12 protein-coding genes are annotated in these 15,115 nt (G+C 53.2%); 10 read left to right on the forward strand and 2 right to left on the reverse strand.

Translation table 11 applies throughout. The features are described 5' to 3' along the window. The first annotated feature begins 69 nt into the window (after nt 1-69). The 10 genes from lipB to gldN all read left to right on the forward strand — a co-directional run bounded on the left by lipB (nt 70) and on the right by gldN (nt 10,630). Nucleotides 70-879, forward strand: a complete 810-nt coding sequence (gene lipB, locus J4E00_RS06085; protein ID WP_208174227.1) for a lipoyl(octanoyl) transferase LipB — start codon at nt 70-72, stop codon at nt 877-879. A 66-nt stretch (nt 880-945) separates the two neighbouring features. Continuing rightward, nucleotides 946-1,365, forward strand: a complete 420-nt coding sequence (locus J4E00_RS06090) for a hypothetical protein (protein WP_208174228.1) — start codon at nt 946-948, stop codon at nt 1,363-1,365. 72 nt (nt 1,366-1,437) lie between these two features. Continuing rightward, nucleotides 1,438-2,520, forward strand: coding sequence for an MraY family glycosyltransferase (locus J4E00_RS06095; protein ID WP_236049519.1), 1,083 nt, complete (start codon nt 1,438-1,440; stop codon nt 2,518-2,520). A gap of 4 nt (nt 2,521-2,524) precedes the next feature. Then, nucleotides 2,525-3,715, forward strand: coding sequence for a DUF4271 domain-containing protein (locus tag J4E00_RS06100; protein ID WP_208174229.1), 1,191 nt, complete (start codon nt 2,525-2,527; stop codon nt 3,713-3,715). Between the two features lie 75 nt (nt 3,716-3,790). Further along, complete coding sequence (locus J4E00_RS06105; RefSeq protein WP_208174230.1) at nt 3,791-4,621, forward strand: uroporphyrinogen-III synthase; 831 nt, start codon at nt 3,791-3,793, stop codon at nt 4,619-4,621. 30 nt (nt 4,622-4,651) lie between these two features. Beyond that, entirely contained in the window at nt 4,652-5,797 is a 1,146-nt protein-coding gene (locus tag J4E00_RS06110) for a PorP/SprF family type IX secretion system membrane protein (protein WP_236049525.1), read from the forward strand. A gap of 248 nt (nt 5,798-6,045) precedes the next feature. Then, nucleotides 6,046-7,065 (forward strand): SUMF1/EgtB/PvdO family nonheme iron enzyme, encoded by a 1,020-nt coding sequence (locus J4E00_RS06115; RefSeq protein WP_208174231.1) that lies wholly within the window; start codon nt 6,046-6,048, stop codon nt 7,063-7,065. Between the two features lie 86 nt (nt 7,066-7,151). Then, nucleotides 7,152-7,961 carry a gliding motility protein GldL gene (gene gldL, locus J4E00_RS06120; RefSeq protein ID WP_208174232.1) on the forward strand — a complete coding sequence of 270 codons (810 nt, stop codon included), beginning with the start codon at nt 7,152-7,154 and terminating at the stop codon, nt 7,959-7,961. A 58-nt stretch (nt 7,962-8,019) separates the two neighbouring features. Then, entirely contained in the window at nt 8,020-9,600 is a 1,581-nt protein-coding gene (gldM, locus tag J4E00_RS06125) for a gliding motility protein GldM (RefSeq protein WP_208174233.1), read from the forward strand. A gap of 58 nt (nt 9,601-9,658) precedes the next feature. Continuing rightward, nucleotides 9,659-10,630: a gliding motility protein GldN gene (gene gldN / locus J4E00_RS29440; RefSeq protein WP_236049526.1), complete on the forward strand. Its 972-nt coding sequence runs from the start codon at nt 9,659-9,661 to the stop codon at nt 10,628-10,630. A gap of 79 nt (nt 10,631-10,709) precedes the next feature. Here the strand turns inward: gldN and uvrC are convergent, their stop codons facing one another. Continuing rightward, nucleotides 10,710-12,545: an excinuclease ABC subunit UvrC gene (gene uvrC / locus J4E00_RS06135; protein WP_208174234.1), complete on the reverse strand. Its 1,836-nt coding sequence runs from the start codon at nt 12,543-12,545 to the stop codon at nt 10,710-10,712. A 183-nt stretch (nt 12,546-12,728) separates the two neighbouring features. Next, on the reverse strand, nt 12,729-15,068 hold the full coding sequence (locus J4E00_RS06140) for a penicillin-binding protein 1A (protein ID WP_317196596.1): 2,340 nt from the start codon (nt 15,066-15,068) through the stop codon (nt 12,729-12,731). Nucleotides 15,069-15,115: the final 47 nt, after the last annotated feature.

Consider the following 15,115-nt stretch of genomic DNA (forward strand, 5'->3'; position numbering starts at 1 on the left):
CGCAAGTCGCCGCAAGCTAATGCCTACGGTGCTTAGTACCTTTGCGTCCCGATTCATAAATCCCAGCCCATGGCTTCCTCTATAGAACAGTTTCGTCCGCAACTGCTCGACGCCATCCTCCCCGACGACGCCAGCTTTCCCATCAACCGCACGGTTCAGGTTCAGCGCCTGGGTTTGGTCGATTACGTGCCCACCTGGCAGCTTCAGGAAACCCTGATGGATGCCACGCTGGCCATCAAAGTCTGGAACCGACAGGCCGAAACCACCGGCGAAGCCCCGCAGCCCACCCCCAACCACTTGCTGCTCTGCGAGCACCCGCATACCTACACCCTGGGCAAAAGCGGCAAGCCTGAGCATCTGCTGCTGAACGAAGCCGCGCTGGAAGCCCATGAAGCCAGCTTCCATCGCATCAACCGGGGCGGCGACATCACCTACCACGGCCCCGGTCAACTGGTGGGCTATCCCATCCTCGACCTCGATAATTTCCGGCCCGACATCCACTGGTACCTGCGGGTTTTGGAAGAAGCCGTTATCCGTACCCTCGCCGGGTATGGCCTGAATGCCGGCCGCATTGCTGGTCTCACCGGTGTGTGGCTCGATTGGGAAGAAGGCGCAGCCAACCCCCGCAAAATATGCGCCCTCGGCGTGAAATGCAGCCGCTGGGTAACCCTGCACGGTTTTGCACTCAACGTAAATCCCGACCTCTCGTATTTCGGCCACATCGTGCCCTGCGGCATCACCGATAAAGCTGTGACTTCCCTGGCGCAAGAGCTGGGCGGCGCCACTGTTGTATCGGTGGCCGAAGTGCAAGAACGGCTGCTGCCCCACCTGCTAGAACTGCTGGGTGCTACACCAACTGCTAACACAACAGCTGCCTGATTAAGTGCTTGCGGCTGCAGTACAGCTGTTTTAGTTTATCAACCCCCGCTAAAATCCCGAGGTCCTGTGAAGCAAGACATCCCTTTTGAACAGGTAGAAGGCGTTTCGGTTGCCATTGTGCCCGCGGCCGATAATGCCCTGACGCCCGACGGCCACCCTCTGTGGCAGGTATACCTGCTCAACCACAATGATTTTCCGCTGACCAGTGTCATCGTCAATGCCAATGGCTATGGCCAGCAGGAAGACGGTGAAAAAGTACGGACTTCCACCCTGCGCTATCTATTCGAGGAGGTACCAGCGCACACCGCCATCCCTGTTGAACCCCTCGACCCAGCTCTGTTTCACCTCAACAATCAATACTGGGTGAGCTACTACCACGGCTCCCAAATTTTTGACAAAAAATTCATCTTCGTGCCCGATTCCATTGTGCCCGACAATTTCACGCACATTGCCCTGCTTGACCGAGTAGGCATTTTGCACAGCTAGTGCCAACCTTTATTCTGCCACGCGGCTTTTCGGCGGTTTTGCCAATGCCTCCAACCCGTACTTTGTTCCACTATGACTCATTTTGATATACCCCTGGGCCTTTCTTGGATGTGGGCAATGCTCGTGTCGCTGTTCGCCGTGCCGTCCATTATCTACATTGCCCACCTCAAAAACATGCTTGATACGCCCAACGGCCGCACTGTGCACCAGTCGCTTACGCCACGTTTGGGTGGCGTAGCGGTGTTTGCGGGCTTTATGTCAGCACTCACCATCTTCGCTCCGTTGCAAAACGGCGCCAAAGAGCTGCTGGCCGGGTGCATCATCCTGTTTTTTGTGGGTCTGAAGGACGACCTTGTGGGTATGTCGGTTTCCAAGAAATTTGTGGGCCAGCTGCTTGCTACGGGTATTGTAATGATAATGGCCGATGTGCGCATCACCAGCTTTCAGGGTATTTTGGGCATTGGTACCCTGCCTATCGGCATTAGCTATGCCTTTACGCTGGGCGTTATCGTGGGCATTACCAATGCCATCAACCTCATCGACGGTCTCGATGGCCTTGCTGGCACCATCGTCCTGATTATCTGCGGCACGTTTGGGTATTATTTCTATCAATATGGCGGTGCCAGCTACGGCAACTATGCTTACGTAGCGGTTTGCCTCATTGGGGGCTTGCTGGGCTTCCTTCGCTATAACTTCCACCGTGCGCCCATTTTCATGGGCGACACGGGCTCGCTTGTCTGCGGTTTCATCGTGTCGGTGCTAGCCATTCAGTTTATAGAAATGGGCCTGCGGGTGGGGCAGCCCTTTGGCTCATCGGCTCCATCGGTAGCAGTAGGCATCCTGTTTGTGCCACTGTTTGATACGCTACGGGTATTTTCGCTGCGCATGCTGGCTGGCAAGTCGCCCTTCTCACCCGATAAGAACCACATCCACCACCGCATCTTGGCCATGGGCTTTCAGCAAATAAGCACGGTGTTGCTGCTTGGCTTGCTGAATATCTTGGTTGCCCTTTTGGTGATTCACTTCGCCTACCTTGGCAACACGGCTTTAATTACTGCCCTGGCCGTATTCTCAGCGTTATTAAGCATCTTCTTCGGCGTATACCAAAGCCGCATTTCCCGCCGTCAACTGCTGGCTTCCGAAACCAGCAATTAGCGTCATGATTGCCCGGAAGTTTTGGCTCTACCTCACATGGCGGGTCACCATGGTCTTGGGGCTAGCGCTGGCCAGCAGTATAGCCACTTTCGCCAGCGAGTACCGCCAGTTGCCACCCGCTGCCCCAGCATCTTTGTCGGCCGACTGGCTGATTCACGATGCCGCCCGTAACCGCCTGATTTTCTTTTTGCCCGGCTACCACCAGCCTGCTCACGCCTACTACCAGTGGGTACAAGTCAGCCGCAGCCAGTCGTTCCCTTTGTCATTCGCCGCTCAGCGCGGCCTCAGCTTGTTTCTTGATAATCAGCTGATTTTCACGGCGCGCTCCGCTACTACCTACTCGCTCGACTTAGCGCATTTGTTGCCAGCCCGGCTGCCAGCCGGCCGCCACCTATTAGCTGTCTGGCAGCCCGATGGTATTCCGGCGCTTGCTTCGTTCTCTGGTGTGCGCCAAGGCAGTAGCACCAGCCCCAGCACGGCTTCGCTTGTTGGCCAAGCTCAGCCGCGCTTGCCTGGTCCGCAAGGCCAAAGCGTATACCTGAGTTTGCTCTTGGTGCTGGGCCTGTCCTATGGAGCCGTACGCACCACTTACCAGCCCGGCCTAGCCCGCATATTCCAGCTTGACGAGCTATTTGGGCGCGGCAGCGACCAGCAGGCTTTTTTGTCCAAGCCAGCTTTTTCGTTGCTCAACCTATTGCTGGTATTGCTCTTCGCGCTGTCCTTTGCACTCCTCCTCACTGCTATCCATACCGACCTGCAAAACCTGCCGTTCCTACGCCGGTTCTTCAATGTGCCCGAAACCGCCATTGTTGCGCGCGTGCTGCTTTACACCGGTATTATTACTGCCTTTGTTTTTGGCAAATACCTGTTTGTTGGCATCATGGCCTACATCTTCGACCTGCTGCCGCTAGTCGATATTCAGTACCGTGAGTTTCTGCGCACCACATTGCTGGCGGGCCTGTTTCTGCCATTAGTGTTGCTTCTCTACTTAAGCCTCAACAATGCCTTTCCACAATCAGTGGCTTGGGCCGCTAGTGCAGCAATAGGCATCGTTCTGGTTGGGTCAGTATTGCGGGTAGGGCGTACGTTGCATCATCATGCCTCGCTGCTGAATTTGCATTTATTTGCCTACCTTTGTGCTACCGAAGTACTGCCTTTATTGGTTTTGCTTAAGCTTATCGTCTTCACGTACTGATTGGCCTCCTGGGGCTGTTCGCCTTAGTTCATTTCCTTCTTCATATCGTTCTAAGCATTACCCTTTCTTCCCTGTATGGCCGATAGTGCAGAAAAGCCGGGCACAGGCCGGCACGCCACGCGCATCAGTAGCATCCTGGTTACCCAGCCCAAGCCCACCACCGACGTTTCCCCTTACTTTACCATTGCCGAGAAATACGGCATTAAGGTAGATTTCCGGGAGTTTATTGAAGTGCAGCCAGTATCCTATAAGGATTTTCGGCGCGAAAAAATAAATATATTGGACTATACGGCGGTTATTTTTACCAGCCGTAACGCCGTCGACCATTTTTTTCGCATCTGTCAAGAGGCTAAGCTGGAAATGCCAGCCGAAATGAAGTATTTCTGCATTTCGGAACAGACCGCTAACTACCTTCAGAAGTACATTGTGCTCCGCAAGCGTAAGCTATTCGTGGGCGAACGTACCGCTGCTGACCTTTTTGATATCATCAAAAAGCATAAAGGTGAGAATTTTTTGTACCCCTGTTCGGATATCCGCAAAGACGATTTGCCGGTGTTTATGCGGGCCAATAATCTCAAGTTTTCGGAGGCCGTTATCTATCGTACCGTAGCCAGCGATTTGTCCGATTTGTCGGATGTGAAATACGACTGCCTCGCCTTCTTCAGTCCATCTGGCATCAGTTCTCTGTTTATAAATTTTCCTGATTTTGTGCAGGGAGGAACCCGTATTGCGGCTTTTGGTCCTACCACTGCTAAAGCAGTCACTGATGCCGGGCTCATTTTAGACATTGAAGCACCTCAACCTAATGCTCCATCCATGACCGGAGCAATCGAGGCTTACATCCGGCAACATGCCCAACCAGATGTAGGTAAGGCAAGTACTAAAAATACCCGACCAAACGTTTAGCCCATTACGGAGCACATAACCGGCGCAACCTTGCTTTGCGCCGGTTTTTTTTGGCCAAGTTTTTTAAAGCAGGTTTTTGCCTTACATTTGGAAGCTATTCATCCTGTAGCAGCCACCCCCATCTCTTTCAAGACACCTCCCTCTTCTTCCACCATCACCACCCCCGCTTCTATGAAAGGAACGTTACTCGCGACCCTGCTGCTAACGGCAGCAGCTGGCTCGGCGCTTGCTCAGCAACAGCCCCAATTCACCCACTACGGCCTCAACGGCATGTCTCTAAACCCAGCTTATGCGGGCATCAAGGGTCAAGGTGAAGTAAGCCTAATTGGTCGCTATCAGTACCTCAATTACAACGGTACTTTTGACGGCAACAACGGTTCCCCCCGCACGGGCCTCGTTACCGTTTCATTGCCTGTTCCTGCGCTCAGCGGTGGTGTAGGTTTGGCAGTGTACTACGACCAAGTTGGTCAGGCCAAAATGACCAATGCTGCGCTGTCCTACTCGCAGCACATCAAGCTGGGTTCGGGTAAACTGGGCATTGGCATTCAAGGCATCTACACGTACCTGAGCAAAGGCACTTACATCGCTATTGACCCGGAAGACATCAACGTGCCTAAAGATGCTTCCGACAACAAGTTCGACGCTGGTGCTGGTATCTGGTACGAATCGCCAAAGTTCTACGCTGGCATCAGCATGAATAATCTGCTCCGCTCAGAGTACTCTTTCAAGAGTGCCGACGGCAGCACCAAAGGCAACAAAAGCCCATACCTTGCTGAGAACCACGCCTACTTCACTGCCGGATACAATATCGAAGCCTCGTCTTCCGTTATCGTGACTCCAATGGTACTGGCTAAAGCCGTATTACCAGGCAAGTTCTCTAGCTCTAGCAAATTTGATAACGCAAAGAACTACTCTTTTGAAGGTGGCGTTCGTGCCACTATCGATGACAAATACTGGATTGGTGCTAACTATCGCCACGAAGAGTCTGTGTCGGGTCTGCTGGGCTTGAGCTTTGCCAAAGACAATGCTATCCGTGTAGGCTACGCATTTGACTTCATTGCTTTCAATCAGGATGCCCGTGCATTCAGCTCGCACGAAATTATGCTCACCTACCGTTTGCCGAAGCCAGGCCCAACTACTCGCCCTGCTATCCGCACGCCCCGCTACAGCTTCTAATACTCCTATTTTCTTGTCTTGCACTAAAGATGAGCATTGTCCTATTGAGTTAGGATAAAATTTAGTCGGCCCTTTGGCCAATAAATCGGATTAACCGGCTTATTTACGCTATTCAACGCGTTTACCAACAATTTGGTCTCTTAAATCGGAATGTAGGTATTGCACCTTGCCCGAAAAGAGTGTAGATTTGCCATACCATCCAACTGTACTTTAGCGGTATCGACAATTAAAACAGATTTCTAACTCTCATGAACAAGATTTTAGCATTATCCCTTTTTGCTATTTCCGGGGCATTATTAGGCGGGTGCGGTTTTGGTAAAGGTCCTACGGGCGACCTTGTAGGTTCCGAAGACCGTCCGTTCTTTAACCCACAGGAAGTTCCCTTTGGAATGGTACCCTGCCCCGGCGGTACCTTCCACATGGGCCAGACCGACCAAGATATATCGGCTTCGATGGTTAACATGAACAAGCAGGTGACCATAGCCGGCTTCTACATGGATGAAACCGAAATTACTAACAACGAATACCGTCAGTTTGTCGATGCCATTAAGCAGGACTCGCTTGATGTACTAGGTGAAGAATATGTGATGACTGAACTCTACCCCGATACCACGGTATGGGTTCGCGACTTCACTTATCACATGGGCGACCCATTGCTGGAGTACTACTATACGCACCCTGCATTCGATGATTATCCGGTAGTGGGGGTTGACTGGTTTGCCGCTAAATATTTCTGCAACTGGCGTACCAAGTTCCGGAATGCTGCCCGCGAAGAAACAGGCTTAGCTAGCGACCCGAACTTCCGACTGCCTTCTGAGGCTGAATGGGAGTACGCTGCTCGCGGTGGCCGCGATTTGGCTACTTATCCCTGGGGTGGTCCTTATCTGCGCAATACCAAAGGCTGCATGCTGGCTAACTTTAAGCCTGGACGTGGCGATTACGCTTCCGATGGCTTCGCTTATACATCGGAAGTTGGTTCATTCTTCCCCAATGACTTTGGTTTGTATGACATGGCTGGTAACGTTTCGGAGTGGTGCGATGATGCTTACATGGAAGCTTCGGTGCCCGTTGTTTGGGACTTGAACCCTACCAACCCGGATGACAACGAACCTCGCAAAGTAGTCCGTGGCGGCTCGTGGAAAGACATTGCGTATTTCCTCGAAACTGGTACTCGGAATTTCGAATACCAAGATTCTGCCCGCTCCTACATTGGCTTCCGCTGCTCGATGATTCAGATTGGCATGGGTACTAACAGCGCGCTTAACTAATACCTAACTATTATAAAAGGCTAAGGCCATTACTCAAACACCCTCCCCTCACCTTACTTCAACATTTCTCAATTAGTTAGACTCCCATGGCAGCCCAAAAAAGTTTTCTCTATGATACGCTGATGCCCAAAATCTACGGTATCGGTGCAGCCGTTGTAATTGTTGGTGCATTGTTTAAAATCGAACACTGGAAAGGTGCCGATACGATGCTGATTGTAGGCCTGGGTACGGAAGCCGTTATCTTTTTCCTTAGCGCATTCCAACCCGCCGCTCACGAGCCCGATTGGAGCTTGGTATATCCTGAACTGAATGATGGCTATGACCCCTCGACAGGTGGTACTAAAGCTGTAGAAGCCAGCAATGCAAAAGGCCTCACAATGAAGCTGGACGATATGCTGAAAAATGCCAATGTTACTCCTGAAGCCCTCACTAGCCTGGGCCAAGGCCTAAACCGTCTCAGCACTACTACTTCACAGCTGTCGCAATTGGGCGAGGCAACGAATGTGACCGACGAATATACCAAAAAAGTTCGCTCGGCTGCCGATTCACTCGAAAAAATCAACGTGGCTTACTCGAACACGGTAGATGCTATTTCGGCAATGTCGAATGCTACCTCTGATGCTAAGGAGTACCACATGCAGGTTCAGAACGTGACCAAAAACCTTGGCGCTTTGAATGCTGTGTATGAAATGGAATTGCAGGATGCCAACACGCACCTCAAATCCATGAACCAGTTCTATGGTACCCTCAGCAAAGCCATGGACAACATGACCCAGGCTGGCAAAGACACCGAGCAGTTCCAGAAGCAAGTATCTGACCTGACCGGCAACCTGACCTCGCTGAACCGGGTGTATGGCAACATGCTGAATGCCATGCGTGCTCCTGCCCAGGCTTAATTGCTGGCAGAAGAAGCAAAAAATTAGTTCTTATTCCAATTTTTAGCGGAAACAGATAATGGCAGGCGGAAAAGAATCCCCGCGGCAGAAGATGATTGGCATGATGTATCTCGTGCTAACCGCTCTTCTGGCGCTCCAAGTGAACTCAGCAATTCTGCTGAAGTTCAAGTTTATCGACGACAGCCTTTTGGGCGTCAACGATAAAACGTCAGTGGCAGCTGATAACACCATCAAGGGTATCAGCGAAGCCGTGACGAAAAACCAGAATCAGGCCCGTGATAAAGCAGTCTTGGCAGAAAGCGAAGAAATTCGGACCAAGACCAAGGAGATGACGGCTTACTTGCGTGGTCTGCGCGAGAAATTGTTGAAAGCCACTGAGAATACTGGTCCCGAAATGACCAACCTGAGTGGTGAGGACAAAGTAGCTATAACCATGCTGGGCGGCAAGAATGACGGTCTTGCTTATAAGGAGTTGAAGCCAAAACTGAATGAATATTCGGAATTTATCAAAAAATTCGTTCCATCTGCTACACCTTTGGCACTTGATGGTAAAGAAGATAGCCGCGTAACTGAGAAGGCACAGAAGAACAAAAACTTTGCTGAAATCAACTTCGAGAACACCCCTGTAGTAGCTGCTTTGGCAACTATCTCGCAAAAGGAAACCGAAGTGTTGAAGTATGAAGCAGAAGCACTGTCAGCTCAAGCTCAAAAAGTAGGTGCCAAAACGATTGTTTTTGACAAAATTGGTGCTTTCGCTAGCGCTGAGTCGAATACGGTAGCTGCTGGTACCAAATACAAGGCTGAATTGTTCCTGACGGCTGCTGCCTCAAGCATCCATCCTACGATGACGCTGAACGGTGGTTCACTGGCAGTTGGTCCTGATGGTCACGGCAAAGTTGAGTTCACTGCTCGGCCTGGTGCATTCAATGCTGAAGGTACTGCAAAGGCTTCCTGGACTGGTACGATTCGTTTCAACCAGAATGGTCGTGATACCACCTTTAAAGTAATGGTGCCTTATACCATCACTAAACCAGTAATGCAGATTCAGTCGGCGTCGGTTCAGGCCCTTTATTTCAAGTGCGGCAACAAACTGAATGTTTCAGTGCCTGCTCTTGGGGCACAGTACAAGCCTGGTTTCTCGGCTTCGGGTGCAGCAGCTATTCCTGGCAGCAAAGTGGGCGACGTGACCCTCGTGCCTAATGCCAAGGAAGTAACTCTGAACGTGAGCAGCGGCGGCAATGCTATCGGTTCGCAAACGTTCCAAGTACGTCCGATTCCTAAGCCTACTATCGAATGCTACGTAGGTGGCCGTCAGGCTAACGAGAAGCAGGGTACTCCTGGTACCGCTGTGCGCTCGATGAACCTGAAGGCTGTACCGGATGCTGGTTTCGCTACCTTCCTGCCCGAGGATGCTCGTTTTCGCGTGGCTCGTTATGAAGTCACCTTGGTTCGTGGCCGTCGCCCTGCTATGCCCACGAAAACAATTAGCGGTCCGACTGCTGACTTGAGCGATGTAGTGAACTCCTATCGTGAAGGCGACCGCCTATACATTGAAGTGAAAGACGTTCAGCGTATGAACTTCCGCAACGAAATCGAGCCGGTAAGCGTGTCGAAGCAGTTTAATATTCCGCTGCTATAATATTTTCTCTTTAGTCTCGTTAGCGAACTATCCTACAATCAATTTGCTTTTGCCCGTTATGAAATCCATTCACACTTTGGCCGCTATTGCCGCTGGATTGTCACTGTCCCTGACGGTGTCGGCCCAGGAGCAGGCTACCACGGCGAGCAGCACGGGCTCGCATCGGCCCATACCACCTTCCGACCAAATGTTCCGCAAGAGCATCTGGCGTCAAGTTGACCTGCGCGAGAAGCAGAATAAGCCGATGTTCTCGGAAGGCAAAGAAATTAGTCGGGTTATTCTCGAAGCGGTGAAGCGCGGAGAGTTGCAAGCCTACAAAAACGATTCGCTGACCTCCACTTATACTCCCACCGAAGTAAGCGGCAACATGTCGATTGCTGAAGAAAAGGCTGGCTTGAGTGCAGATGAAGCTGCTGCTGGCTTGACGGATGATACAGGTGACTGGAATAATCCACGGCCCAGAAATGGTGCGGCTGGTGCGGCTGGCGCTAGAACAGTACGTCAGCCCCGGCTGGGTACTAACGGCCGGCCCATGCGGGATAGAAGAGGCCAAATCATTTACGAAACCGTAGCGGTAACGCCTCCTCCTCCCCCCCCTCCACCCGTAAACTTGTATCGTTTCAAGGACTTGTATGAGATGGAGATTAAAGAGGATATGATTTTCGACAAGAAGCGGTCGAGAATGTATCACGACATTAAGTCGATTGGATTGTTCGTTCCTTCAACGCTTTCATCTAACACCTCGGGCATTGAGAAGCCGATTGGCTACTTCAAGTATAGCGACTTGGTGAAGGTTTTCCGCAGCAATCCGCAAAACGCCATCTGGTTCAATGCGGAGAATGATGCGCAGCACAAGAACCTCGCTGATGCTTTTGAGTTGTGGTTGTTCAACTCTTACATCACCAAAGTTTCGAACGCTGGCGATAGCCGTCTGGATGACATCTACGGTGGTGCCCAGCAAGGCATTCTGGCAGCTCAGCAGACTGCCGCTGACCTAGTGGAATACGAATACAACCTGTGGAGCTTCTAGCCTCATCGGTTTGATAAAAAGAAAAGCCCTCGTAGTGATGCGAGGGCTTTTCTTTTTATCAGCTTAATAGAATAATTGGCTAGGTAGGAAGCTGGCGGGCAGGCATGGGAAGGGAGGGAGCCTCGTTTTCGGCAAAGTAGATTTGGAGGACTTTGGCTTTGGCTTTGCCTACTTCGGCGATTAGGTCGGCTTCGGTGAGCTCGCGGATTTTCTTAACGGACTTGAACTTGTTGAGGAGTTTCTCGGCAGTGATGGGACCAAGACCTTTGACGTCAGTTAGCTCAGTTTTGAGGGTAGCGGCGTCGCGGCGCGAGCGGTGGAAGGTGATGCCGAACCGGTGGACTTCGTCGCGCATGCGCTGGAAAAGGCGCAGGGATTCGCTCTTTTTGTCGATGTAGAGCGGGAGGGGGTCGTTGGGGACGTAGATTTCTTCGAGGCGCTTGGCGATGCCGATGACTGGAATCTGGCCCCACAGGTTGAGGTCTTTCAGGGCTTTGACGGCCATGCTGAGTTGGCCTTTGCCGCCGTCGATGATAACGAGCTGGGGGAGGCTGGCACCTTCATCGACGAGGCGACGGTAGCGGCGGGTGACGACTTCGTACATGGTGTCGAAGTCGTTGGGGCCGATGACGGTTTTGACGTGGTAGTGGCGGTAATCCTTCTTGCTGGGCTTGGCGTTGCGGAAGCAGACCATAGCCGATACCGGGTTATCGCCCTGGAAGTTGGAGTTGTCGAAGCATTCGATGTGCTTGGGCAGCTCGGTGAGGCGCAGGTCTTTCTTAATGGTTTCCATGATGCGCACCTCGTTGAGGTCCTTGCTACGCTCGTTCATGCTCTCCTTCTCCTTGCGGGCGTAGAGCACGTTTTTGAGGGCTAGTTCGAGGAGTTTGCGCTTGTCACCAATTTGAGGAACGGTGAGAGTGACGCCGGGCAACGGGAGGTCGACAGGCACGTTGGTGAGGATTTCGCGCGATTCGCTTTCGAACTCCTGGCGCATCTGCATGATGAGTGGGGCCAGGATTTCGGCATCTTCTTCGTCGAGCTTCTTGGTGACTTCGATGCTTTGGGTTAGGATAATGCTGCCGTTCATCACCTTGAGATAGGTGATAAAGCCCGACTTCTCGTTGCTGGCGATGGCAAAGACATCGATGTTGGTGAGGGAAGCATTGACGATGGTGGACTTGGCCTGGAAGTCTTCCAGCTTATCGAGCTTCACTTTGAACTGGTGGGCCAGCTCGTACTGCATTTCCTGAGCGGCAGCAGCCATCTTCTCACGGAAATACTGCTTGGGAATGCGCAGGTCGCCATTGAGAATCTGGCGGATTTGCTGAATGTAGGTGTTGTAGGTGGCCTCGTCTTCCTTCGCTACACAGGGGGCGTTGCAGTTACCGATTTGCAGCTCTAAGCAGGGTTTGAACTTGCCGGCTTCTACGTTCTGCACCGTGAGGTTGTAGTTGCAGGTACGGAGCGGGTAGAGGGCCCGGATGAGCTCCAGAAGTACGTTCAGGGCTGTGCCGTTGGCGTAAGGGCCGTAGTAACGTGAGCCGTCGTTAATCTTGTTGCGGGTGGGAATGAGGCGCGGGAAACGCTCGTTGGTGAGGCAGATGTAGGGGTAGGTTTTGCCGTCCTTCAGCAGGATGTTGTACTTGGGCTGGTGCTGCTTGATGAGGTTGTTTTCAAGCAGAAAGGCATCAGACTCGCTGTCTACGATGGTAAATTCCAGGCGCTTGATGTTACGGACCAGTTGCTGGGTCTTCTTGTTGTGGTCCTGCTTGGTGAAATAGCTGCTCACGCGCTTGCGCAGGTCGATGGCTTTGCCCACGTAGATGATGCCTTCGTCATCGAAATACTTGTAGATGCCGGGCTTGTGGGGCAGGGCATTTATTTGGGCTTGAAGCTCGGGTTTGGCAGCCATGAATCGCAGATTTAGCGGGGGATTATTTTTAACGAAATATGGCTGACGAAAGTCGCCAGCCATATCAAAATTTTCAAGGGTTTTGTGGTTGACGCATCATGCCGCCGGGAATTTGCGCAACTCGCCGGGTCGACTTACCCAACTCGACCCGATGAGTTGAGGAAGCCGACCCGATGAGTTAGCCTAGATGTCCTTGTCGTCCAGCTCAGACGCGTCGGGTGCGTTCATCTTCTGGTCGTAGGGGATGGTGTCGCGCTGACCGCCGTAATACTTCGAGCAGTCGATTTCCATGCTGAGCGGAGCGGTAGGTTTGGGGAAGGGCGCGGTGCTGATGCCAATGCTCTTGTCCTTGTACACTTTTTGCATGAAGAGGCCGTAGAGCGGCAATGCGAGGCGGGCGCCCTGGCCATAAGCACCGGTGCGGAAGTGGATGCTGCGGTCTTCCCCGCCAATCCACATGCCGCACACCAGGTCAGGGGTGATGCCCATAAACCAGGCATCGGAATAGTTGGACGTGGTGCCGGTTTTGGCCCCGATTTCATAGGGAAACTTGAAGCCCGTGTGCAGAATGGTGCTGGTGCCGCCGGGCTCGGTGGTGCTGGCTTGTAGCATATAGGTCATGAGGTAGGCATGCTCCTCGTTGAGGGCCTCGTGGGTACGGGGCACGAACTCGCGCAGCACGTTGCCATTCTTGTCCTCAATGCGCGTGACCATGATGGGCGAAGTCCAGACGCCCTTGTTCACGAAGGCTGAATAGGCCCCGCACAGCTCGTAAATGCTGCAATCGGAAGCCCCGAAACCGACGGAAGGCACCGCATCGATGGGGGAGGTGATGCCGAGGCGTTGGGCACACTCTACAATCTTCTCGGGGCCAATCTGCATCACCAGCCAGGCCGTGATAGAGTTCATGGACCGGGCCAGGGCCTGCCGTAGCGTGAACACGCGGCCCGAGTACCCGCCCTCAAAGTTCTTGGGCGTGTAAGGCGGCCGGCCGGCCACGCCAGGGAACGTAGTGGCCACATCGGGGCGCGGGTAGCAGGGCGAGTAGCCTCGCTCGATGGCAGCGGCGTACACAATGGGCTTGAACGTGGAGCCGGGCTGGCGCTTGCCCTGCCGCACGTGGTCAAACTTGAAGAACTTGTAGTTGGGGCCCCCCACCCAGGCTTTAACATGGCCGTTGAGGGGGTTCATGGCCATAAAGCCGGCTTGCAGCATGCGCTTGTAGTAGGCCAGCGAATCGAGCGGCGACATGAGCATCTCCTTCTCGCCCTGCCAGGTAAACACCGGCATCTTATATTTCCGGCGCAAGTAGAAATTGACGGAGTCCCGGTTGCCATCGTACTGCGCCATCAGCGACTTGTAGCGCTGGGTACGGCGCATGGCATTGTTCAAAAAGTCGGGGATAACCTTTCCGTTCTCGTCGCGCCAGGGCAGCTGGCCCTTCCAGTGGGCGGTAAACCACTTTTGCTGCAGGGCCAGGTGCTCGGCCAGCGACTTCTCGGCATAAGCCTGCATGCGGGAGTCGACGGTGGTATAGATTTTCAGGCCGTCGGCGTACAGGTCGTGGTCGGTTTCCTTGGCCCAGGCCAGCAGCGACTTCACCACCTCGGCCCGGAAATAAGGGGCCAGGCCCTTACTGGGGTTCTCCACCGAGTAGTGCAGCACAATGGCTTTGGCGGTATCCTGGGCCAACTCTTCTTTGGTGATGTAGTTGGCCTTGGCCATCTGGCGCAGCACCCAGTTGCGACGCAGGCGCGAGCGGTCCGGGTGCACCACCGGGCTGAAGCGGCCCGGCGCGTTCACGATGCCCACAAGGGTGGCGGCTTCGGGCGTGGTCAGGCTTTTGGGGGCTTTGTTGAAAAAGGTCTTGGCTGCTACATTAACGCCAAACGAGTTGGACCCAAACTCCACCGTATTCAGGTACATCCGGATTATTTCGCGCTTGGTATAGTTGCGCTCCAGCCGAATGGCCAGAATCCACTCCTTGGTTTTGGTGATGAGCAATCCCAGCTTGCCAGTGCCATTGAGCGTACCGTCGTTGAGGTCGGCGCGGGTACGAAACAGCACCTTGGCCACCTGCTGGGTGAGTGTGGAGCCGCCGCCGCTGTGCGAAAAGGTGAGTACGCCAGTTACAGCCCGCAGCACGCTCTTGGCATCAATACCCGAGTGCTGCTCGAAGCGCACGTCCTCGGTGGCAATAAGGGCATCAATCAGGTTCTGGGGCAGGTCCTTGAACTCGACGGGCGTGCGGTTCTCGCGGAAGTATTTGCCCAGTAGCACCCCATCAGCCGAATAAATCTCGGAAGCCAGCTCGGAGCGTGGGTTTTCGAGGGTTTTGAGGTTGGGCATGCGCCCGAACAGGTTTAAGAAGTTACCGCTCACGGCCAACACGAACAGTCCAAGGCCCACCACACCCAAGCCAAACAGCACCCACATGGTGCGCACAAACGCCGTAAACCGCCCCGGGCGAGCCGGTTTTAAAGGTTGGGGCTTGGGGCGGCGAGTAGGAGGGGAAGTCGGCATAAGGAAAGAAAACGGAAATAATCAGGCAAAAATAAAGCCTCCGATGG

Origin of the sequence: Hymenobacter negativus (assembly GCF_017571495.1) — a bacterium.
Taxonomy (GTDB): Bacteria; Bacteroidota; Bacteroidia; order Cytophagales; family Hymenobacteraceae; genus Hymenobacter; species Hymenobacter negativus.